Annotated in this window: 18 protein-coding genes and 1 riboswitch; of the genes, 8 read left to right on the top strand and 10 right to left on the bottom strand. The window is 49.8% G+C overall.

Annotation, left to right across the window (positions count from 1 at the left end):
- Positions 1–15: 15 nt before the first annotated feature.
- The 3 genes from AB8S08_RS01910 to AB8S08_RS01900 all read right to left on the bottom strand — a co-directional run bounded on the left by AB8S08_RS01910 (position 16) and on the right by AB8S08_RS01900 (position 5,370).
- Positions 16–669, bottom strand: a complete 654-nt coding sequence (locus tag AB8S08_RS01910) for a hypothetical protein (protein ID WP_369743256.1) — start codon at positions 667–669, stop codon at positions 16–18.
- 233 nt (positions 670–902) lie between these two features.
- Entirely contained in the window at positions 903–4,037 is a 3,135-nt protein-coding gene (locus tag AB8S08_RS01905) for an efflux RND transporter permease subunit (RefSeq protein WP_369743255.1), read from the bottom strand.
- Entirely contained in the window at positions 4,018–5,370 is a 1,353-nt protein-coding gene (locus AB8S08_RS01900) for an efflux RND transporter periplasmic adaptor subunit (RefSeq protein ID WP_369743253.1), read from the bottom strand. Before AB8S08_RS01900 ends, AB8S08_RS01905 begins: the two co-directional genes overlap by 20 nt.
- 182 nt (positions 5,371–5,552) lie before the next feature.
- Here AB8S08_RS01900 and AB8S08_RS01895 point away from each other — a divergent pair, with 182 nt between their 5' ends.
- A complete protein-coding gene (locus tag AB8S08_RS01895) occupies positions 5,553–5,810 on the top strand; it encodes a hypothetical protein (protein WP_369743251.1) in 258 nt (85 codons plus the stop codon).
- 205 nt (positions 5,811–6,015) lie between these two features.
- Positions 6,016–6,786 carry a hypothetical protein gene (locus tag AB8S08_RS01890; RefSeq protein WP_369743249.1) on the top strand — a complete coding sequence of 257 codons (771 nt, stop codon included), beginning with the start codon at positions 6,016–6,018 and terminating at the stop codon, positions 6,784–6,786.
- Between the two features lie 70 nt (positions 6,787–6,856).
- Here AB8S08_RS01890 and AB8S08_RS01885 read toward each other — a convergent pair whose 3' ends face one another.
- The 7 genes from AB8S08_RS01885 to ampD all read right to left on the bottom strand — a co-directional run bounded on the left by AB8S08_RS01885 (position 6,857) and on the right by ampD (position 17,321).
- On the bottom strand, positions 6,857–8,926 hold the full coding sequence (locus tag AB8S08_RS01885; RefSeq protein ID WP_369743248.1) for a M13 family metallopeptidase: 2,070 nt from the start codon (positions 8,924–8,926) through the stop codon (positions 6,857–6,859).
- Between the two features lie 198 nt (positions 8,927–9,124).
- The gene (lpdA, locus tag AB8S08_RS01880) at positions 9,125–10,552 is read right to left on the bottom strand and encodes a dihydrolipoyl dehydrogenase (protein ID WP_369743246.1); all 1,428 of its coding nucleotides are present in this window, start codon (positions 10,550–10,552) and stop codon (positions 9,125–9,127) included.
- Between the two features lie 73 nt (positions 10,553–10,625).
- On the bottom strand, positions 10,626–12,371 hold the full coding sequence (gene aceF, locus AB8S08_RS01875; RefSeq protein ID WP_369743245.1) for a dihydrolipoyllysine-residue acetyltransferase: 1,746 nt from the start codon (positions 12,369–12,371) through the stop codon (positions 10,626–10,628).
- A 21-nt stretch (positions 12,372–12,392) separates the two neighbouring features.
- Positions 12,393–15,062 (bottom strand): pyruvate dehydrogenase (acetyl-transferring), homodimeric type, encoded by a 2,670-nt coding sequence (gene aceE / locus AB8S08_RS01870; protein WP_369743244.1) that lies wholly within the window; start codon positions 15,060–15,062, stop codon positions 12,393–12,395.
- 9 nt (positions 15,063–15,071) lie between these two features.
- Positions 15,072–15,827, bottom strand: coding sequence for a pyruvate dehydrogenase complex transcriptional repressor PdhR (gene pdhR, locus AB8S08_RS01865; protein ID WP_110075934.1), 756 nt, complete (start codon positions 15,825–15,827; stop codon positions 15,072–15,074).
- Between the two features lie 85 nt (positions 15,828–15,912).
- Complete coding sequence (ampE, locus tag AB8S08_RS01860; protein ID WP_369743243.1) at positions 15,913–16,695, bottom strand: regulatory signaling modulator protein AmpE; 783 nt, start codon at positions 16,693–16,695, stop codon at positions 15,913–15,915.
- A 74-nt stretch (positions 16,696–16,769) separates the two neighbouring features.
- Positions 16,770–17,321: a 1,6-anhydro-N-acetylmuramyl-L-alanine amidase AmpD gene (gene ampD, locus AB8S08_RS01855; protein WP_369744172.1), complete on the bottom strand. Its 552-nt coding sequence runs from the start codon at positions 17,319–17,321 to the stop codon at positions 16,770–16,772.
- 176 nt (positions 17,322–17,497) lie between these two features.
- On the opposite strand from ampD, the gene nadC reads away from it, so the two are divergent.
- The 6 genes from nadC to coaE all read left to right on the top strand — a co-directional run bounded on the left by nadC (position 17,498) and on the right by coaE (position 23,817).
- Positions 17,498–18,364: a carboxylating nicotinate-nucleotide diphosphorylase gene (gene nadC / locus AB8S08_RS01850; protein WP_369743242.1), complete on the top strand. Its 867-nt coding sequence runs from the start codon at positions 17,498–17,500 to the stop codon at positions 18,362–18,364.
- An 87-nt stretch (positions 18,365–18,451) separates the two neighbouring features.
- Positions 18,452–18,562: riboswitch (cyclic di-GMP riboswitch) on the top strand.
- Positions 18,563–18,754: 192 nt separating this feature from the next.
- The gene (locus AB8S08_RS01845) at positions 18,755–19,246 is read left to right on the top strand and encodes a prepilin-type N-terminal cleavage/methylation domain-containing protein (RefSeq protein WP_369743241.1); all 492 of its coding nucleotides are present in this window, start codon (positions 18,755–18,757) and stop codon (positions 19,244–19,246) included.
- 87 nt (positions 19,247–19,333) lie between these two features.
- Positions 19,334–21,031: a type IV-A pilus assembly ATPase PilB gene (pilB, locus tag AB8S08_RS01840; protein ID WP_153826419.1), complete on the top strand. Its 1,698-nt coding sequence runs from the start codon at positions 19,334–19,336 to the stop codon at positions 21,029–21,031.
- A 50-nt stretch (positions 21,032–21,081) separates the two neighbouring features.
- Positions 21,082–22,308: a type II secretion system F family protein gene (locus AB8S08_RS01835; RefSeq protein WP_369743240.1), complete on the top strand. Its 1,227-nt coding sequence runs from the start codon at positions 21,082–21,084 to the stop codon at positions 22,306–22,308.
- Positions 22,309–23,193, top strand: a complete 885-nt coding sequence (locus AB8S08_RS01830) for an A24 family peptidase (RefSeq protein WP_369743239.1) — start codon at positions 22,309–22,311, stop codon at positions 23,191–23,193.
- Positions 23,194–23,817, top strand: coding sequence for a dephospho-CoA kinase (gene coaE / locus AB8S08_RS01825; protein WP_369743237.1), 624 nt, complete (start codon positions 23,194–23,196; stop codon positions 23,815–23,817).
- Positions 23,818–23,821 lie beyond the last annotated feature (4 nt).

Genomic DNA, 23,821 nt, shown 5'->3' with positions numbered 1-23,821 from the left:
CGTGTTCAAGCTAGGTTAGTAGGTGCTTACTTTAACGTTTGAATCACCCACACCTAGGTTGATAGAGACTACCGCGGTACCCGCACCACGACCTTTGCTGCTGGCGGTCATCAAGAAGCGGTTGTTCTCGACTTCCGCTACGCCCTTTACCTGGCTGTCGCCGATGCCAATATCGCTGGTGATGATGGCTAGGTCGCCGCGTAACTCAAGGTCCACTTCGCCTACGCCCACATCCAGATTGATGTCGGTCGTCCACATCTCACCACCGATGGTGCCTACCCCCAAATCTGCATCTACGGACGCAATCTTGGGCAGCTGAATCACCCAATCAAGCTTAACGTTATCTTGCTCTGGTACGCTTAGCACCAAACGGTCAGCGTCTTGATTTGCAGTTAATTGAACCGCCTCAAGGTCACCGTCGTTCCACATTTTGTCGCTATCAGCTTTGGCTGTTAGGGTAACTGACAGGGTGTCGCCAGAGGTCGCAATAAACTTAATTTCTCCAACGCCAGAATCTAAACTGAGCTTAGTGCTACTGGTGACTTGATATTCGGCACTCATGGTTTTTTGCTGTTCAGTAGTAGCAGCGGCTTGAAAGGGCATGCTGGCTAACGTTACCAAGGCGATTAATCCAGTCGCAAAGTTCCATACAACCTGTTGCTTTTTCATTGTTTTATTCCTTTTATCCATGTTGGTTATGAGACCGGTTGCAGCTGCTAAATTACGCTGCAACCTTTGGTCTGAATTTTTAATCACTTGCTAAGACTTAAGCAAATGCTGTGCCAACTTTGATAAACGCCTATAAAACAACAAGTTAAGTCGCAACCCTTCGAGATGAGGAATGGTTACTTAAGCTATTTCACTAGTTTTTAGTTAAATTTATACTAACTAAACGGCGATTTTCACCGCCGCTTTAAGTACAACCAATACACTGCTGGTATCACCAACAAACTCAGCAATGGCGCTACAATCATGCCGCCTATCATAGGCGCAGCGATACGCTGCATCACTTCGCTACCGGTACCTCCGCTCAGCATAATCGGCAACAACCCAGCGATAATAGTGAGCACCGTCATGGCTTTGGGCCGCACCCGCTGTACGGCGCCCTGCATAATCGCCTGCTGCAGCTCAGCCAAGCTAGGCTTGCTGTTAGCACGGCGAGCCTCAGCTAGGGCCTGATTCAAATACAGCATCATCACTACCCCAAATTCTGCTGCCACCCCCGCCAAAGCAATCATACCCACTCCTACTGCAGTAGATAAGTTAAAGCCTAATCCCCATACCAACCAAAGACTACCACTGAGTGCTAGAGGCAGAGTGACCATGATCAGTAAGGCTTGTTTGAACGACTTAAAAGTGACGTACAGCAGCATAAAAATAATCACCAGGGTGATTGGCACCACCGTCTTCAGCTTATCTTGTACCCGTTGCATGGATTCATACTGACCCGACCAACTGACACTGTAGCGTGGCGGCAACTGATAGCTAGCCACCAAAGGTTGCGCGGCCGCTAACACATCACTGACGGCGGTATTAGCATCCACATCAACGAAAACCCAGCCGGTTGGGCGGGCATTCTCACTACGGATCATCGCCGGCCCACTGGTTACTCTTATGTCGGCCACCTGTTCTAGCGTTAACCAAGTGCTGTTGTCACTATTAGTTATACTGACAATGGGGAGTTGCTGAAGCCGTACCAGATGATCGCGATACACCCGTGGGTAGCGCAGCGTAATAGGATAGCGTTCAGTGCCCTCAATGCTTTCAGTTACCGTAGCGCCCCCGATGGCATACCGAATGATCCGCTGCAAATCCGCTTGGCTTAACCCGTAACTGGCCGCCTTAGCTAGATCTGGACGAATTTCAATATAACGACCGCCGGCAGGACGCTCAGCGAAGACTGAACTCACCCCAGGTACATCTTGCAACAGCTGTTCTAGTTCAGCCCCAATTTGCTGAATCTGCTGTAAATCGGGCCCTGCAATTTTTAGTCCTAGCGGGGTTTTCAGCCCTGTTGACAGCATATCAATACGGGTTTTTATGGGTTGAACCCAGGCATTCGTGATCCCCGGTAATTGCACGCGTTGATCAAGTTCTGCAATGATGTCCTTGAGCTCTAGGCCAGGCCGCCACTGCTCCTGCGGGTGCAGTTGAATGGTGGTTTCAAGCATGGTTAACGGGGCGGGGTCGGTGGCCGAGTCCGCACGCCCTACCTTACCAAACACGGATTTTACTTCTGGTACTTGCTTAATCAGACGATCGCTTTGCTGTAGTAGGCGCCCAGCAGCTTCTGGACTGATACCCGGTAAGGTGGTGGGCATGTACAGCAAATCCCCTTCGTGCATTGCTGGCATAAATTCATAGCCCAGCTTTTGCCAAGGATAATAAGCGCTGAGTGCTATCACAGACGCCACCGCCAGTGTCGTTTTGGGCCACCGCAATACCCATGTTAACAACGGCTGATACACGGCAATCAGCCCGCGGGTGAGCGGGTTGGCTTGTTCGCTACGAATACGCCCTCGCAATAAATATCCCATTAACACCGGTACCAAGGTAATCGCAAGTAACGCTGCCGCTGCCATGGCGAAGGTTTTAGTGTACGCCAGCGGCGCAAACATGCGGCCTTCTTGTTGCTCTAAGGCAAATACAGGTAAGAAGCTTAAAGTAATAATAAGCAACGAGAAAAATAACGCTGGCCCCACCTCTGCGGCAGCGGTACCTATCACTTGCCAATGCTGCCGACCTTGAGCTGGTTGGCCATGTTGCTGCTGATACCGCAACAAATGTTTATGGCCATTCTCAACCATCACAATCGCGGCATCGACTAAAGCCCCAATGGCAATGGCGATACCCCCTAGGCTCATGATGTTGGCGTTAATATTGAGCGCTCGCATAGCAATAAAGCTAATCAGAACCGCTAAGGGTAAGGTAATAACCGCCACGAATGCTGAGCGCACATGCAGTAAAAAGAGGCCGCTAATCAGCACCACAAAGATCATTTCTTCAATCAGCTTGTGGCTTAGGTTATTAACAGCTCGTTCTATCAGCTGCGAGCGGTCATACACCGTCTCTATTGCCACCCCATCAGGTAGCCCTTGGCGAATACCATCTAGCTTAGCTTTCACACGGGCAATGGTTGCTTGCGCATTTTCGCCTTGGCGCATCACCACAATTCCGCCCACTACTTCGCCGTCACCATTCAGCTCAGCGATACCGCGACGGCTTTGGGGGCCACGTCTAATGGTAGCAACGTCTGCCAGGGTTACGCTCACATTGTTGGCACTGCGAACGGGCAGCGGCAACTGCTTTAAATCTTCAATGCTTTGTATGTAACCGGTGCCACGAACCATATATTCAGCCTCAGCCATAGCAACAATACCACCGCCAACTTCATTATTGGCTTGGGCAATGGTCTGTTCAATTACCGCTAAGGATAACCCGTAAGTTTGTAGCCGCTGTGGCTCCACCACCACTTGGTAAGCCGGCACCATACCGCCTACAGTAGCGATTTCTGCAACGCCGGGTACGCTTTGTAGCTCTGGTTTGATAAACCAGTTTTGTAAACTGGTGAGCTGGCCCAAATCATGCTGCCCGGTGGGGTCAACCAAAGCATATTGGTAAACCCAACCAACGCCGCTGGCATCCGGCCCTAACTGGGGTGTAACACCGTTTGGCAGACGTTGCTGCGCCTGATTTAAATACTCCAACACCCGGCTTCGTGCCCAATAGGGGTCGGTACCATCAGCAAATAAAATGTACAAATAAGAGTCACCAAAAAACGAATAGCCACGGACATCAGTGGCACCTGGCACAGCTAACATGATATTGGCTAAGGGCCAGGTCACTTGTTCTTCGACCAACTGCGGCGATTGTCCAGGATAAGAGGTCTTCACAATCACCTGCACGTCTGATAAATCCGGAATGGCATCTAACGGCGTTTGCATCATGGCGCGCCAACCTAGCCAGCCCAACAAGCAAGCCAGCAAGATCACCATCAGGCGCTGGCGCAACGCCAGCTTAATGATGTTGGTGAGCATCGACGGCCTCCTGCTTGTTAGCGTTGTTGTGCATGCCCTGCAAAGTTGCTTCTGAATCCAGCAAGAACTGCCCCGACACCACCACCCGTTCGCCCGCGGCTAGACCGGCTATAATTTCGGCTTGGTCACCAACGATTAAACCTACCTCAACGGGCCGTTGTACAAAGGTATTATCATCGGTTTGCACCAGCACTCGGTTGCTACCGCTGCCGTGACTGTCACCGGTAACGATCAGACTTGCGAGAGGAACAGCCAAAACCTCCCGTTTGGGGCCTCCGAAGAGTTCCACCTTGGCTTGCATGCCCACCAACAGACCCGGCTTAGCAGGCAGTTCTATTCTTAAGCGCTGACTGCGACTGCGCACATCCAACTCGGGGTAGACATAACTGACGCTGGTCTCGTAATCCGTAAGGCCTAGTTGAGCGATGGTAATATCGGCTGGCGTGCCTTGGCTAAACCAGTGGCTGTATTGCTCGGGCACATCAGCTTCCAGCCAGAGTTGCTCAGTACCTGTGATGGTCATGATCTCGAGGCCCGGCTCAACATACATCCCTTGCGCACTATTGAGTTGCGTTACCACTCCAGCTTTCGGCGCAAAGACAGGTACGCGATACAAGATTTCTTGGCGCTGCTCCAGTTGCTCGATGAGGTGCGGGGCAAAGCCCAGTAACTCCAGTCGTAACCGGCTATCATTGAGCAACCGTTGGGCTGACTGTGGTGATGACTGCTGCGATACCTGCTGCGATGACTGCTGCATAAGTAGACTGGACGCCTGCAGATAATCTTGCTGAGCAACCACCAATTCGCGACTATAGATTTCATACAGCAGCTGTCCTTGGCTCACCGTTTGCCCCTCACTGCGCACGTGCAGACGCTCAATCCAGCCGCTGGCACGCGCATGCACATGATGACGAGCATTATCATTCCATTGCACCTGTCCCTGGGTGACCAAATAGCGCCACAAGGTGGTGTGAGAGGCGACCGCAGTACGCACTCCCATGCTTTGTTGCATCGCCGACGATACCTGTGCCTGTGGCTGCTGATGGCTCTGCGGCCGCTGGGGCACTAAATCCATGCCACAAATCGGACAAGTACCCGGCTCTTCACTGGTGATATGACTGTGCATAGGGCAGATGTATTGTATTGGCTCGGCTTCGTTCAAGCTGAACGAAGGCGCTACGGTACTTTGCGAGTGCTGGTGCGTTTGCGCCGGAACCAAGGCAGAAGCCACAGGAGCAAGCAACCAGCCAGCCATCAGCAAAATGGCTAACCATGCCCGGCCTAAAGCCACAACAGCAGCAGGCCCAGAAGGACCAAAAAGGTAATAAAACATGAGCGAATCCTAATCTAAATCAGTTGGTTATAGAAACATTCAACGACGTAAGATTAGAACCCCATAGGTGGGCGTAACAATGGGCTTATTAAAGCTTTTATTAGACTATTGCTGCTGCGCCAAGCTGGCTGCTGCAGCAATGGTAGAGAAGTGATGACTTGACTTATCATGGCGCTATTAGCGTGACTACAGCCATGCTGGCAATCACCGCACTGGCCGCCACAATCGGTGTCGAGCTGGTTGCTCGGCTCTCCATCACAGCAGGAATGACTAGCATCCATCTGCTGGCTGCTATCCATGTGCATGCTGCTATGACTCGCTGCGCCATCCATGTGCATGCTACCTTGCTGTTGGAACTGAGCAAAGTTGTCATAGCTGCCCGCTGCCGAGGCCGTGAATGGCGTCAACATAAGGCTGAGCATAGTAAGCATGACGATTAATTTCTGCATGCTCATAATATAGCGCTATTTTTGCGGTGAAGCTAGCCGTAGGTAAGAGCTAGATTCAACGATTGCAGCAGGTCAGTCATGCTATTTCACCTTGACACTCCCCCCTCTGCTGCTTAAATTAAACTTCAACTTAACATTTTTTAACCAGTTGTACGTTGAACGCCCATTATTTCATCGATACAAAGGATGACTCATCATGACATTGCCCGTTAAATCATTAGTGCTCATGGCTATGCTGTCGTTACTAGGCGCTAGTTCTGTGAATGCCAAATCTGCCAGTAATAAAGAACAGCCCAGACCCGATCCAGGAGCAGAAGTCATCTATCTTGTCGCATCTACCATCGGGTTCTCATTAGATGAATTGAACCGTTCTTTTAATGTGATCTCAGATTTTCAAGCCGGTAAGTTTACCCTACCAGAACTAGATTCACTTTCTGATGATGAGCTGCTGCTCATGATTGATAGGTCTGCAGAACCCTTCGCCAGTCTCGACAACCAACAACTCATGCTGGTGGCGCAACGTTACCTGATTGAAACCGAGCTATTGGCTGCTCGCGCTGATGTTGACGTTGACAAGTTTCGTCAGTTCTATCGTACCTTTGATAGAACCATTACGCTGGCGCTGCGCGTCAATAAGTATGTTTCAGTAAAGCAGCGTAGCAGTCTCTCCCCTGATGCGTCACTCACTTATATGGATGTGGATAACTTTGATGGCCCTATCATAGCTTGCGATCGTTCTTGCCGGGTGGTGCAAGAGCAAGTTTGGGAAAACATGCTTGGGCAACTTTACATCATGGGCGATATGCAGAGCTGGGAGGAGCAGCATGGCTCGCAGCCATTAGGAACTGTTGCACGTATTGTTGATCATGAATCAGGTAAGTTTATTGAAATAAGAAATCAGTCTAGCTCGCTGGCGTGGAGGTCAGTCATTGATGGCAGTGACTGCGGCGCTGCTTCTTGTATTTAATGCATTGATAAAAAAGCTGAAACAGCGATAAAACTGTTTCAGCTTGGGTTAAACCATTTGAGACTACGGCTTACCAGATTTTTACGCGTTGCTCTGGTGGCAAGTACAGGTCATCACCTGGTTGCACATCAAAGGCTTCATAAAAGGCTGGCACGTTTACCACAGTGCCATTCACACGGTAATCAGCGGTCGAGTGTGGACCACGCACTACTTGGTTACGCACAAACTCATCACGCATTTTGGTTTTCCATACTTGCGCCCAGCCTAAGAACACGCGCTGCTCACCGGTGTAGCCATCCATGACTGGAGCTTCTTCACCAGCTAAGGCATTTTTATAAGCACGGTAAGCAATGGTTAAACCGGCTAAGTCACCGATGTTTTCACCTAAGGTGAGTTTACCTTGCAAGAAGGCACCCGGAATGACTTCGTATTGGTCTGTTTGTGCCGCTAACATGTTGGCACGTTCTTCAAACGCTGCGCGGTCTGCTTCAGTCCACCAGCTGCTTAAGTTACCATCGCCATCGTATTTAGAACCTTGGTCGTCAAAACCATGACCTAGTTCGTGACCAATAACAGCACCAATACCACCGTAGTTCACTGCATCTTCAGCATTCATATCAAAGAATGGTGGTTGCAAGATACCAGCCGGGAACACGATTTCGTTACGCACTGGGCTGTAGTATGCATTGACGGTTTGTGGCGTCATGCCCCACTCTTCTTCTTTAACCGGCGCGCCGATTTTAGCTAACTCTTCATTGTACTCAAACAACGCTGAACGCTTGTAGTTACCTACCAAGTCATTGTCTGCAATGGTTAATTCAGAATAGTCACGCCACTCGCTTGGATAGCCGATGTAAGGCGTAAACTTGCTCAGTTTTTCCAATGCTTTAGCTTTAGTGTCGGCACTCATCCACTCAAGATCTTGAATAGATTCACCGTAGGCCGTAATCAAGTTAGCTACCAGTTCTTCCATGCGCGCCTTGGCTGCCGGTGGGAAGTATTCAGCGACGTATAATTGGCCCAAGACTTCACCTAACACGCCATTGGTAGCGTTAACGCCGCGTTTCCAGCGTGGTTCTTGCGCTGGAGTACCATTAAGCACGGTACCGTAAAAGGCAAAACGACGGTCGTTAATTTCTTCAGTTAAGGCACCAGCATAACGCTCAACGGTTTTGATGGTTAAATAATGCTGCCAAGTTGTCACATCAACATCGGCGAACATGTCACCAAAAGCTTCAAAATAGCTAGGTTGACGAACAATCACATCAGCCGCTTTTGCGACGCCGGTGGCAGCAGCGTAAGCATCAAAATCAAAGCTACCTAAGGCCTCAGCTAATTCTGCTTTGGTCATTTTGTTGTAGGTTTTATCCGCGTTACGGCTTTCAATACGAGTCCACTGGGCTTCTGCTAATTTGGTTTCTAACGCCAAAATAGCTTCAGCGGCGGCACTGGCTTCAGCATAATCGACTAACCCTAAGATATCAGCGAGGTAAGTTTGATACTGCTGACGGATCTCAACGTACTTCTCATCATCGCTCAAGTAATACTCACGATCGGGTAAACCTAAACCTGATTGTGACATGTAAATAGCGTTAACTTCAGGGTCTTTCGCATCTGGATAGACATAAAAACCAAACGGTGAGCTCACCCCATATTTAGCTAGCTCGGCCATCCGTGCGACCACATCCGCATGAGTTTTAACCTCTGCATTGGCTTGTAAATCTGCGGCAATCGGTTTGTAACCAAGGCTGTTTAGAGTTTCAACATCCATAAAGCTATTGAAGAAATCACCAATTTTTTGCGCATTAGTGCCAGCTTCCGCACTACTAGCGGCGGCTTCTTCAATAATGCCACGCAGACGTTCTTGGTTTTGTTCTGCTAAATCTAAGAAGCTACCGATGCGTGATTTATCTTCTGGCATGTCGGTGTTCTTATGCCAAGTACCGTTCACAAACATGAATAAATCATCTTGCGGACGAACACTGGTATCAAAGTTTTCTAACACTAAGCCAGAGGTCAGTTGCTGTTGTGGCTGTTGCTGTTCTTGTTGTTGTTCTTGCTGTTGCGGTTGCTGGGGCGAACACGCAGCCACCCCTAGGGCTAAGGCGACGCTTAGCGCTAACGTGCTTACTTTATTCATAAAATCCTCATTGCTGGATATTGTTGCTAAGTTATCCTTTCTACCTTAAGCCAAGGTGCGGCGTGGTACAACAAAAATCCCTACAACTACCCGCATCCATCGGCTTATTTGTCGCAAAACCCGCTCGTACAAAAGGCAAAAAAAATCCGCAGCTGCTGAGCAACTGCGGATTCTTGGCTGCGGCATAATGCCTACAGCTTATTTTTTCTTGGCTTTTTTGTTTGGCAGGTCAGTAATAGAGCCTTCAAACACTTCAGCTGCTAAGCCCACAGACTCATGCAAGGTTGGGTGCGCATGAATAGTCAGCGCGATGTCTTCTGCATCACACCCCATCTCGATGGCTAAACAAATTTCGCCTAACAACTCACCGGCATTAGAACCAACGATAGCACCACCGATAATACGGTTGTTTTTATCAAACAATAGCTTGGTGAAGCCGTCTGTAGCACCTTGTGCGATAGCACGACCTGAAGCGGCCCACGGGAATACTGCTGCTTCGTATTCGATGCCTTGCTCTTTCGCTTCTTTTTCAGTTAAGCCAGCCCATGCAACTTCAGGATCCGTATAAGCAATAGAAGGAATCACTTTCGGATCAAAGTAATGTTTCTTGCCGGCAATCACTTCTGCTGCAACATGACCTTCGTGCACAGCTTTGTGCGCTAACATGGGCTGACCAACGATATCGCCGATAGCAAAAATATTACTTACGTTAGTACGTAACTGCTTATCTACTTCAATAAAGCCACGCTCAGTTACCTGCACGCCAGCATGTTCTGCGCCAACTTTCTTACCGTTAGGAGCACGACCTACAGCGACTAACACAGCATCATATTTCACTGGTTTTTCAGGAGCTTTGTCGCCTTCGAACGTTACGTGAATACCATCTTTCTTGGCTTCAACTTTCGCTGCTTTGGTGTTCAACATGATGTTATCGAACTTCTTCGCAATCGATTTAGTGAAGGCTTTAATGATGTCTTTGTCCGCTGGCGGAATTAACTGATCAGTCATTTCCACAACGTCAACTTTGGCACCTAAGGCACTGTATACACAGCCCATTTCTAAACCGATAATACCGCCACCTAAGACCAACATACGCTCTGGCACAAAACGTAATTCTAAGGCTGCAGTTGAGTCCCAAATGCGCTCATCTTCGTGTGGCACAAACGGTAACTTGATCGACTGTGAACCCGCAGCAATGATTGCATGCTCAAAGTTAATGGTGGTTTCTTTGCCATCAGCATCTTTTACTTTCAGTTGCTTATCGCTCGCGAACTCACCAACACCATTGACCACGGTGACTTTACGCATTTTGGACATTTGTCCAAGGCCACCGGTTAATTGACCGATAACTTTTTCTTTGTGCGCACGAATTTTGTCTAAATCAATTTTCGGAGCACCAAACTCAACGCCTTCGGCTCCCATGTGCTTGGCATCTTCAATGTGCTTAGCAATGTGTAACAAGGCTTTAGAAGGAATACAGCCCACGTTCAAACATACCCCACCTAAGGTGTTGTAACGTTCAACAATCACTGTGTCTAAACCTAAATCGGCAGCACGGAATGCTGCTGAATAACCACCTGGGCCGCCACCTAGAACGACGACTTGGGTCTTCACTTCTTTGCTCATAAGAACCTCTTTGAATTCGGCTGTGTTCGGTCTGTGGGGCTGATTATAACAGCCCCACCACAAATTGTTTAATTTATAAGACTAATTTACGAATATCCGACAAGACATTGCTCAGGTACACACTAAAGCGTGCGGCCACGGCGCCATCAATCACGCGATGGTCGTAGCTTAAGCTTAATGGCAACATTAATCGTGGTTCGAACTCTTTGCCGTTCCACTTAGGTTTCATGTCGCTCTTAGATACGCCTAAGATAGCGACATCAGGCGCATTCACAATCGGCGTGAAGGCGGTTCCACCAATGCCACCTAGGCTAGAAATTGAGAAACATCCGCCTTGCATGTCTTGGGCCTTAAGCTTGCCATCTCGTGCTTTAGCACTGATTTCCAACAGCTCATCCGAAAGCTCGTAAATGCCCTTTTTGTCGACATCACGAATCACAGGAACCACCAAGCCGTTCGGGGTATCGACGGCAATACCAATGTGCACGTATTTCTTCATGATCAAGTGTTCGCCATCGTCTGCTAACGATGAGTTGAACACTGGATATTCGCGCAGAGCTTTCGCAACTGCCTTCATGATAAACACCAGCGGGGTAATTTTTACGCCGTCTTTCTTCTTCGCCTGCAGTTCATTTTCTTGCTTACGGAAAGCCTCTAACTCAGTAATGTCGGCTTCGTCAAACTGGGTTACATGTGGAATCGTTACCCAATTACGGTGCAGGTTTGGCCCAGAAATTTTCTGGATGCGGGTGAGTGGCACCTGCTCTACTTCGCCAAACTTACTGAAGTCTACTTTAGGTGGTGCAATTACTTGCAACCCACCGGCACCTTGGGCTACGCCGCTAGAGGCAGTGGCCTTAGGCCGTGACAATTCGTATTTCACATACTCTTGCACGTCTTCTTTGAGAATACGGCTCTTACGCCCTGAGCCTTTCACTTGAGTCAGGTTCACCCCAAACTCGTGTGCTAAGCGACGCACCGCTGGTGACGCATAGGCTAGGCCTTCGGCTTTACCTTTTTTGTCTAACGGATGGTCAGGTACCGGTGGTTTGCGCTCGCTAGTGCTGCTATCTGCTGCGGTGGCGGCGTCGTCTTCTGCGGTATCTGAACTCGCTACCGACGGTGCTGGCTCGGCTTGGCTAGCAGCTGGTGCCGCTGAGCTTGCGCTTGCTTCGCGTATTTGCAAACGCACCACCAACGAGCCTTCTTTTACCTTGTCGCCGACTTTCACTTCCACAGATTCAACCACGCCAGCTTGTGGGCTAGGAACATCCATGGTGGCTTTGTCGGTTTCTAGGGTGATCAGACCGTCTTCTGCGGCAATTTCATCGCCAGCGCTTACCAGCACTTCAATCACGTCCACTTCACCAGATTCGCCAATATCAGGCACCATCACGTCGATGGTTTTGGTGGCACCGCTGCCTGCCTGCTGCTCTTCTGAACTGGCTTCTGAGCTGTCGTCAGAGCTGTTGTCAGTACTGTCTTTAGCGCTTGCTGCCTCTTGCTCTTCACCTTTGGCGGCGGGCTGTTCTGCATCAGCATCAGCATCTTTGTCAGCATCAGCATCCGCGCCAGCTTCAGCTGCTGCTTCAAACATTGCCAATAAATCGCCTTCTTTGATTTTGTCGCCAACCTTTACTTTCAGTTCAGCCACAACCCCAGCAAAAGGCGCTGGAATATCCATCGACGCTTTATCGCTTTCAACTGTAATCAACGAGTCTTCAGTTTCTACCTGGTCGCCTTTAGCCACCAGGATCTCGATAACTTCAACTTCATCACCGCCCACGTCTGGGGCTTTTACTTCTTTCAAGTCTGCCATAATAGCCTCCGCTCCCGTTGCTTACGCGTACAGTGGGTTGATTTTGTTGGTATCGATGTTGAAGTCCTTGATGGCTTGCTCCACCACTTTCACCTCAATATCACCCGCTTTGGCTAACTCGGTTAATGCTGCCACCACAATGTACTGTGCGTTCACTTCAAAGTGACGACGCAGATTTTCACGGCTGTCTGAGCGGCCGAAACCGTCTGTGCCTAACACGCGATAAGCAGTAGGAACCCACGCACGGATCTGATCAGCATATTGCTTCATGTAATCCGTTGCTGCGATGGTCGGGCCTTTAGCATCCGCTAACACTTGGGTAACGTAAGCCGTTTTTTGCTTGCCACCGAGGTGCAACATATTGTAACGCTCGACATCATAACCGTTGCGCGCCAGCTCGTTGAACGAGGTTGCGCTGTAAACCTTGGCATTCACCCCAAAATCAGCGGCTAAGATACGGCCAGCCTCACGTACTTGCTGCAAAATAGTACCAGAGCCCAACAATTGCACTTCGGCTTTGGCGCCTTTGGCTTGATGACTCTCTAACTCGTACATCCCCTTGATAATGCCTTCTTCAACGCCTTCTGGCATTTCTGGCTGTACGTAGTTTTCGTTCATTACGGTGAGGTAATAGAACACGTTTTCTTGCTCACCGTACATGCGACGTAAACCGTCTTGAACAATCACTGCCACTTCGTAACCGAAGGTAGGATCGTAAGTGACACAGTTAGGCACTGTGTTAAACAAGATATGGCTGCTGCCGTCTTGGTGCTGCAGACCTTCGCCGTTGAGGGTGGTTCTACCGGCGGTACCGCCGACTAAGAAGCCACGCGCTTGGCTGTCACCAGCGGCCCAGACCAAATCACCCACCCGTTGGAAACCGAACATCGAGTAATAGATGTAGAACGGAATCATCGGCTCGTTATTGGTTGAGTAGCTGGTTGCTGCTGCTACCCACGAGGCCATCGCACCAAGCTCGTTGATGCCTTCTTGTAATACTTGGCCTTGTTTATCTTCACGATAATAAGCTACTTGGTCAGCATCTTGCGGCTCGTATTTCTGCCCTTGGCTGGAATAAATACCCACCTGACGGAACAAGCCTTCCATACCAAAAGTACGGGCTTCGTCTGGAATAATAGGGACGATCCGTTTACCAATCTTCTTGTCTTTGAGTAACGCCGTGAGAACCCGCACAAACGCCATGGTGCTTGAAATTTCACGCTCACCAGAACCTTTAGTGACCGCCTCAAAAGCCTTCAACGATGGAATTTCTAACTCAACATCGGTGTTTGGACGGCGCACTGGCATAAAGCCACCCAGTGATTCGCGACGCTCGCGCATGTACTTCATTTCTGCGCTGTCTTCTGGGAACTTGTAGAATGGAATCTCTTCAAGCTCGCTATCTTTGATTGGAATGTTGAAACGATCACGGAAGTGCTTGATCGCTTCCATGTCCATTTTCTTCACCTGGTGAGCAATGTTTTTACCTTCACCAGCAGCACCCATGCCATAACCTTTCACGGTTTTGGCTAAGATTACCTGTGGCCGACCTTTGGTGTTTACGGCCTTATGGTAGGCAGCGTAAACTTTCATCGGGTCGTGACCACCCCGGTTTAAGCGCCAGATATCTTCGTCTGTGAGGTTAGCGACCATGGCTTTGGTTTCTTCGGTTTTGCCAAAGAAGTGTTCACGCGTGTATGCGCCGCCCTTAGCTTTGTAGTTCTGGTACTCGCCATCCACGCTATCTTGCATGATTTGCGCTAATTTACCTTCGGTATCGCGATACAGCAGCGGATCCCAGTAACGACCCCAAATCACTTTAATCACTTCCCAGCCGGCGCCGCGGAAAGTACCCTCGAGTTCTTGGATGATCTTGCCGTTACCACGTACCGGACCATCTAAGCGCTGCAAGTTACAGTTCACAATAAAGGTGAGGTTGTCTAAGCCTTCACGAGTAGCTAGGCCAATGGCACCCAAGCTTTCTGGCTCATCCACCTCGCCATCACCTAAGAAGCAGTAAACGCGCTGGTTTGAGCAGTCTTTAATGCCACGGTCCGTGAGGTATTTCAGGTAACGTGCTTGGTAAATCGCCTGCATTGGGCCTAAGCCCATGGACACGGTAGGGAACTGCCAAAAATCAGGCATTAAGTTCGGGTGTGGGTACGACGGAATCCCCTTGCCGTCTACTTCTTGACGGAAGTTATTCAGTTGCTCTTCGCTGATGCGGCCTTCTAAAAAGGCACGTGCATAAATCCCTGGCGAGGCGTGACCTTGAATAAACAAATAGTCCCCACCGTCTTGTTCCGTTGGTGCTCTAAAAAAGTGGTTAAAGCCCACATCGTACAACATGGCCGATGAAGCGAAACTTGAAATGTGACCACCTAGCTCCAGCTCTTTTTTCGAGCCACGCAAAACCATAGCTAAGGCGTTCCAACGAATCGCCGCACGAATTCGATGCTCAATGGTGCGGTCGCCAGGCATGGTCGGCTCTTGGCTAGCCGGAATCGTATTCAAGTATGCAGTGGTGGCATTGAATGGCAAATAGGCACCGCTGCGACGTGCCTTTTCAATCAATGACTCCAATAAAAAGTGACCGCGCTCAGCGCCGTCTTGCTCTAACACGACCTCAAGAGCGTCTAGCCACTCTCTGGTTTCTTGCGGGTCGATGTCATCTTTCAAATGGTCAGTCATACTTTATCCTTACCCTTGCTGAGTTCGGCGTAGCGACCGTTGAATGCGTGATTGTTCACGATTCGAGGTAAGCAACGCATGTTCAATATAGGCCAACAACTGATGGCAATGTTCTCGTGCCTGTTCTGGTTCGCCAGCCACAATAGCAGCAACAATGTGCTGCCGATGTTCATGTAATTGCTGAACCACACCCGGTTTGTGGGCGAGATCTTGCAAGTTTTGTAAAATATTTCGCTGCAACAATGGCTGCATACTGCGCACTAGGTGCAATAAGATCACATTGTGCGATGCTTCAGCGATTCTGAAGTTAAATTCACCTAGTGCTTGCGCCTGAGTTGCCAACTGCATGCCCGGCTCGCGCTGCAAATTCGCAAACGCCACCTGGATAGCTTCTAAATCCGCAGGGGTACCGCGCATAGCTGCATAGTACGAGCAAATTCCTTCAAGCGCATGACGGAACTCAAGTAAATCAAATTGTGATTCTGGATGCTTGGTGAGTAGATCAAGTAAGGGTTCGGCCACGCGTTGTTGCATGTTATCGCACACATAGGTGCCACCGCCTTGACGGCGCTCAATTAAGCCGCGCGCCTCTAGCTTTTGGATGGCCTCGCGTAGACTTGGCCGCGATACCGAAAACTTGGCCGCCAAATCACGTTCCGATGGCAGCCGCGCACCAGCTTCTAGTGTGCCATCGACGATCATGGCTTCAATTCTTTCCATGATCACATCTGACAGTTTGGTTTGTTGTATGCGCTGAAACGCCATAATTCATTCCCGCAATATTGCCAGTGGTATTACCAATAGACCAATATTGTAAGCCTTCGGCTGACAAAAGCCAAATAGAAAAAGCTTACAGCCAGCCGGCAATCGTCAATAGTGCTATCAATACTATGTACAACAAGAAGTTACGCTTAACTAGCGCGACAGTGGTCTGAGCAGTTAACTGCTCTGCTGCTTCTGCTATTTTGGTTAAGGCAATGAAGTTATTCTGCGGCTTATTGCCAATGGAGCTTAACCAAACCGCCGCGGCTTGGCGGAAATTACCCACCAGCAGCATGCCTAACCCCATCGCTCGCGTTGGCAACCAGTCAATAATTTGCTGCAACGTCTGCCAACCCTCGCTGCGCTCATGCCGCATGTCGCGCAAGGTCGCGTAGAGCAAGGCCCCCATCACCCCAAACAGGACAAAATACAGCATCACCGCAAAATAATGGCGGAGATGAATCCACAATAGTAAATGCTCAACGGGCGCGGCTTGTTGACGCCCACTGGCCTGGCGTAAACGCCGCAACTGGTAAGCCTGCTCGGCTGCATCCTCTTCCTCTTGAGCGATAACATAAGCTTTATAGGCTGCTCGCGCTTGCGGCGCTTGAATCGCCACTAAGAGGCCTAAGCTGCTGATTAAAAAACTAAGCAAAAGGCTATTAAAAATGGCCAGCAAAAATCCCACCAACAGCGCTGGAATTAACGCCCAGAACACCTGCCCTAAATTATTTTGGCGCCATTGCTGCAACTGGGTATTGTTGAATTGCGCATGTTGCCAGCGCAGCACCAACCGCCGCCAATGTAGATTGCGGGTCACCTCAAGGGTGCGTTCTAAACTATAGGCTAACAAAATGGCCAGTAACGACATGGGGTTCCTTTTAACCTCTCACCTGTTTGTTGCAATGAACTGTTGCGGTTAACTGTAACAGTGAAGCATACCTGTTAGCGCACTAAGTGCTGGTCTAACAACTGCCGAAAATAAGCCCAATCAAACGCCGGTCCCGGATCGGTCTTGCGCACCGGAGCAATATGCTGATGCCCAACAATGCGTTGTGCTGTTAACGCTGGGTAATACTGCACCAGTTGTGCGGCAACCTTAGCCAACACCTGATATTGCTGTTCAGTGTAGGGGGTGTGGTCGGTTCCCTCAAGTTCAATGCCAATACTAAAATCATTGCAGCGCTTACGCCCGCAGTAGTGTGAACGCCCAGCATGCCATGCACGGCGGTGAAAAGGAACGTATTGGAGTAACTCGCCATCGCGCCGAATCAAGCAATGAGCCGATACTCTTAACCCTGCCAATGGGGCAAAGTCGGCATGTGCCTGGGGATTAAGCTTACCCATGAATAGGTCATCAATGAACGGACCACCAAATTGCCCAGCCGGTAAACTGATACCATGCACCACCAACAAGCTGATATCTGTGGCATCCGGGCGTTCATCAGCATGCGGCGAGTGGCGCTGCTTGCTGTGCGCCAGCCAACCCTCTGTCATCATCAACAAAATTCCTGCGTTCGCTAATTAGGTTGCTCAAAGTATAATAGCCGCATTAATTAAGCAAAAGCTTCTAGCTAATCCGATATGTGCCTTGTTAGAACCTGGCCGCAGTCCTACAATAGGCGCACTTGATTGATCAACCTATATCGCTACACGGAACAGAGAGATACCCAATGGATACACGAGTTGACCCGCAGTTACTGGCTAACGACCGTGCCGACATGGTGCAACGCGCCTTACATGAAGATTTAAACGGCCTTGATGCCAATTTAGACATCACCGCCCAACTTATTCCAGCTAGCGAAAGTGCGCGTGCTACCCTGATCACTCGCGAGCCAGCGGTGATTTGTGGCGTGGCTTGGGTTAACGAGGTGTTTGCTCAGTTAGGCGGACAAGTGACTATCCAGTGGCAGGTGCGCGATGGTGACCAAGTTGCCGCTGATACCCTGCTGTGCGAATTAGCTGGCCCAGCCCAAGTGATCCTTACCGGCGAACGTACCGCACTGAATTTCTTGCAAACCCTCTCCGGCGTTGCCACCACTACTGCCGCTTACGTGCGTTATTTAGCTGGCAGCAACACCAAATTATTGGATACTCGGAAAACCATTCCGGGCCTGAGAACAGCGCTAAAATATGCCGTGATTTGTGGCGGCGGTCATAATCACCGCGTAGGCCTCTACGATGCCTACTTGATTAAAGAGAACCACATCATGGCCTGCGGCGGCATCGAGCAAGCCATTACTACGGCGCGCCAGCTCAACCCGGGTAAACCGGTTGAAGTGGAAGTTGAAAACCTTGATGAGTACCAAGCAGCGCTCCACGCCGGTGCCGATATCATCATGTTAGATAACTTTTCAATACAAGATATCAACACCGCCGTCAGTCAACGATCAGGGGCAACGCAACTTGAAGTGTCGGGCAATATTACCGCCGAACGCCTTACCGAACTTGCAAGTACCGGAGTTGATTTCATTTCTTCTGGCGCTTTAACAAAACATATACAAGCCATCGATCTTTCGATGAGATTTCAACGCTTTTAGCTATTGACGAAATTCATTGATCTGCTATGTTTGAAAAGCAATGCGCAATCATGAAGTGGTCTAGTGCCACTTTATGAGAGCCAGGCAAGCTTTAAAAGGCAAAACCATTGCAAGGTGGTGACGCAAAACCTCCGGTCCTTTTAAACTATACTCGTGGATAGCAAACCACTAGATAGTAGGGATAGCGGGGCTGCAAGCTAGAGTCTGGTGGATAAAGTGGCAGTTCGATGCACTCAAGCCGATGCCAGTTCACCACGGTCTTTCGGCTAATGCAGATAGCTTTGTTGTGGTCCGCAAGGATCACTTGATGTGCTACTGTGCTATCGAGTGCCACCTGACTACAACAATAATTACATTCTAATAAGTACAGAAAACTTCCGGGAGATTTTCATGAAAGCGCAATTACAACGTGGTTTTACATTAATCGAATTGATGATCGTAGTAGCGATTATCGGTATTTTGGCTGCCGTTGCTATTCCTATGTATAGCGACTACACGCAGCGGGCTGAAGCTAGCACAGGTATCGCTGCACTGGCATCTTACAAAACTGCAGTAGCTATGTGTCACCAGCGTACTGGTACTTTGGCTGGCTGTAATGTTGCTACTAATGGTATTCCAGCGGCAATTACCGCTACTGGAACCGTGAATGGGTTAGCTGCAGCTAATGTGGCTGACGGCGTTATTACTGCAACTCTCACGGCGATGGATGAAGGTGATACTGATACTGATCCAGCAGCAATTCAAGTTCAGCTAACTCCGGTACCATCAACAAATGGTAGCAACATGAATTGGACTATCGCTTGTACAGACTTCAACACTGATGGTTCATCGCGGGTTGATGGTTGTACCGCGTCGTACACAGCGACTGCGACAGGTGGCTAAAACCTAGCTAAAAAGTTGTGACAGCCTGCGGTGTATGTGCCGCAGGCTGATTCTTGAAGTTCAATTTCCGCTCCGTTAGGAAGACTCATGCTGCACCACTCCTTAGCGGCTCTGTTGCTGCGTGACAAGCTGATACCAGAAGATAAGCTAACGCGTTGCAGTGAGTATGCGTGGGAGAACAAGCTGTCGTTTACGGCGTGCTTGATGGAGCAGAAACTCCTGTCTGCAAGTGCACTGGCCAATTTTTGCTATCTAGAAAGCAATGCTCCGTGGCTAGACCTTGATGCCTTTGATCCTGACTTTATTCCCCAGAAATTTATCAATGAACGTTTGATTCGCAAAAACCATGCGGTGCCTTTGTATCAGCGTGGTAATGTCCTCTATATTGCCGTGTCGGACCCTACTCGAATTGAGACGCTAGATGAGTTTCAATTTCGTACGCGGTTGCAAACCGAGGCGGTGTTGGTTGAGGAGAACAAGCTCCAGCGTTTAATTGATAAGTTGCTTGAGAACGAGCATTCGGCCCTAGGCGTCACCGAGCAAGATGAACAAGAGCTGCGCGATATTGATGCCGCTGATGAGCGCCAAGATGATTCGGGTGCTGTCTCTGCTGATGTCAAAAACGATGCTCCTATTGTCATCTACATCAATAAGATGTTGCTAGATGCGATTAAGCGTGGTGCCTCGGATTTGCACTTTGAGCCTTATGAAACCGAGTATCGGGTGCGCTTTCGAATCGATGGCGTGCTGCATGAAATTGCGCGCCCTCCGGTGGCTTTAGCGGGGCGCATTGCGGCACGCCTAAAAGTCATGGCCCAGCTGAATATCGCTGAGCGGCGCTTGCCACAAGACGGTCGGATTAAGCTGCGCTTATCCAAACATAAGTCCATTGATTTTCGGGTAAGTAGCTTGCCTACCCTGTATGGCGAAAAAATTGTACTGCGGATACTTGATGCCGCCGCCGCCATGATTGGGATTGAATCGCTGGGCTACGAACCAGACCAAAAAGCCTTGTACGAAGAAGCACTCAGTAAGCCACAAGGGATGATTTTGGTAACCGGCCCCACCGGCTCAGGTAAAACCGTAAGTTTGTACACCGGCTTGAATATTCTCAATACGCCCGAACGTAATATTTCTACCGCCGAAGACCCCGTCGAAATCAACTTAAATGGTATTAATCAGGTACATATTAACGCTAAAGCGGGCTTAAACTTTGCTGATGCGTTGCGTTCATTTTTGCGCCAAGACCCGGACGTGGTGATGGTGGGTGAGATCCGTGACTTAGAAACCGCGGAAATTGCGATTAAGGCGGCACAAACCGGGCACTTAGTTTTGTCCACGTTGCACACCAACTCGGCGGCAGAAACCCTGACCCGTTTGATGAACATGGGCGTGCCCTCTTACAACATTGCCGGCTCGGTCACCCTGATTATTGCGCAGCGGCTAGCACGACGCTTGTGTAACTCCTGCAAAGCGGAAGAGCACTTACCCCAAGATGAATTATTACGACAGGGCTTTAAAGCCGAGCAGTTAGCTGATTTGACCATCTATAAAGCCGTGGGCTGCGAGCATTGCACCGGCGGTTACAAAGGTCGGACCGGGGTGTATGAAGTGATGCCCATTACTCCGGCTATTCAAGATTTGATCATGGAAGGCGGTTCGTCTTTAGATATCGCCAAAGCCGCTCGTGATGATGGCATTCATTCACTGCGTGAGTCGGGTTTACTTAAAGTAGCCAAAGGCATTATTAGTTTAGCCGAGGCAAATCGCGTCACTAACTTCTAGGCGCTGACGTCGGCAGCACCTCACTAACGTTAACAGCAAAAGGTACGGGGATGGCAAGCACAACAAAAGCCATGAAAGATATCACCGAGTTTGAATGGACCGGGATTAACCGTCGCGGCAAGCGCATTAAAGGCGTGATGCGTGCTGATAATGACCGAATGGTGCGGGCTAACTTGCGTAGCCAAGGGGTCACCCCCAGAACCATCAAGAAAAAGCGTAAGCCGCTATTTGGCGGTAAAAACATTACCGGCGCCGACGTGGCGATTTTTACTCGACAAATCGCAACCATGTTAGGTGCGCAAGTTCCCCTATTGCAATCCTTAGAGATGGTGGCAAAAGGCTCCGAGAACCCCAAAATTCGTGAGTTGATGCAAGATCTCGCCAACCAAACCGCGGCAGGGGCACCTTTTGCGAGTTCACTGCGCCAGCATCCACGGGTGTTTGATGATCTTTATTGTGATCTGGTTGAATCAGGTGAGCAGTCAGGTAACCTCGAGAATATTTTTGACCGCATCGCAACTTACCGCGAAAAATCCGAAGCACTCAAGGCTAAAATCAAGAAAGCCTTGGTGTATCCCGCCTCGGTGATTGTGGTGGCCTTGGTGGTTACCGTGATCTTGCTGGTGTATGTGGTGCCACAGTTTGAAGCCGTATTTAAAGACTTTGGGGCAGAGCTGCCCGCCATGACCCAGTTTGTGGTCACTTTAAGCGAAATTGTACAAGCCTATTTTTTATATGTTGCAGCCGCGATTTTTGTCGGTGCTTGGCTGTTTAAGCGCGCCTACAATAAGAGTTTGGCGCTACGCGACCGAGTGGATCTGCTGTCACTCAAAATCCCCGTCATCAAAGACATTCTAAATAAAGCTGCGGTGGCGCGATTTGCTCAAACTCTGTCGACCACCTTTGCCGCTGGGGTGCCCTTGATCAGTGCCCTCGACTCTGCCGCTGGAGCCTCAGGTAATGCCCTCTACCGCGATGCTATTTTGCGGATCCGCGATGAGGTGACCTCAGGCATGCAGATGAACACGGCCATGCAAGCTCAAGATGTGTTCCCTACGTTAGCGGTACAAATGGTGTTTATCGGCGAAGAAGCCGGTAAGTTAGACGATATGTTAAGCAAAGTTGCCTCAATTTATGAGCGCGAAGTCGACGACCTGGTAGATAATCTTACGGCCTTATTAGAGCCGATGATCATGGTGGTTATTGGTGGTTTGGTGGGTGGCTTGATTGTAGCCATGTATCTGCCGATCTTTAGTTTAGGTAAGGTGGTTGGATAGATGGCGGAGTTTCCTGCAGAGTCAGTCTGGTTAACCCTCACAGCACTGGTGTTTGGTTTAGTGATTGGTAGTTTTTTGAATGTGGTGATTGGCCGCTTTCCACTGATGCTGCAGCGCCAATGGCGACAAGAATGCGCAGCCTTGCAGGCTAGCTCAGCGGAGGCTGCTGCCACGCCAACCAAAGCCGAGCCTTTCAACCTCGCCTACCCGCCCTCACGCTGCCCTAAATGCAATCACAAGATAGCTTGGTATGACAATATTCCGGTGGTCAGTTGGTTGTTGCTGAAAGCCAAGTGCCGCAATTGCCGTACCGGCATTTCTGCTCGCTACCCGCTAATCGAATTACTAACCGGTGTGGTGTTTGCTCTGTTGGCTTGGTACGGCGGTATCACAATTCCTAGCTTGGTCTACATGGGGTTAGCCTGTTTACTGATTTGCATGTTCTTTATTGATGCGGACGAAATGATTCTGCCGGATCAAATGACCTACCTCATGCTATGGAGCGGCCTCTTGTTCACCCTGTACCATGGCCATATTCCGCTAGCAGATGCCGTGATAGGTGCTGCCGCGGGTTATTTAAGCCTGTGGAGTGTGTATTGGGCGTTTAAGTTGCTAACCGGTAAGGAAGGTATGGGCTATGGTGATTTCAAGCTCCTGGCGGCGTTTGGCGCCTGGGCTGGCTACCAAATGTTGCCGGTGATTGTTATCGCCGCCGCCGCCAGCGGTGCCGTGCTTGGCATCATCTATCAGCAAATCAATAAGCAGCGCCAGGGCCAACCGATTCCGTTCGGGCCCTTTTTAATTTGTGGTGGCGTGATTGCGATGCTTTGGGGTGAACAAATCCTGCATGGCTATTGGCAATGGTTAATGGGCGGGGGTTATTAGATGTTAGTGGTAGGAGTAACCGGCGGTATTGGCAGCGGTAAAACCACGGTGACCGATCTGTTTGCCGCTCAGGGTATTGAGATTGTGGATGCTGATGTGATTGCCCGCAGTATCTTTGATTCAACCTCAGCAACGGGGCAACAGGCGCTCGCCGCAGTTGCCGCAAAGTTTGGCCCGCAAGCGCTATTGGCTGACGGTGAACTAGACCGAGCATGGCTACGCCAGCACATTTTTACCCACCCAGAGGCCAAGCAGTGGCTCAATGAACTGACCCATCCACTGATTCGGCAACAGATCCTTGAGCAATTAACACAGGCCACGTCACCCTACGTGATGCTGTCAGCCCCCCTGTTGGTCGAAAATCGCTTAACCCAATTATGTGATCGGGTGCTGGTTGTGGATGTTGATGAGCATCATCAGCGCCAACGCACCTTAATTCGTGACCAAGTAGATGCTAGCCAAGTGGACGCCATCATGGCCGCGCAGGCCAGCCGTACGGAACGACTCGCAGCCGCCGATAACGTGATTGATAACAATGGTGAACCGGCCGCTTTAACCAAACAAGTAGAGCGCTTACATGAGCTTTACCTGCGCTTAGCACTTGCTAAGGCAGACAACAATTGAAACT

The sequence above is a fragment of the Pseudidiomarina sp. PP-1MA genome (assembly GCF_041200125.1).
Lineage (GTDB): Bacteria > Pseudomonadota > Gammaproteobacteria > Enterobacterales > Alteromonadaceae > Pseudidiomarina > Pseudidiomarina fusca.
The sequence above is the reverse complement of the archived record's forward strand: the minus strand, read 5'-3'. Positions and strand labels throughout refer to the sequence as shown.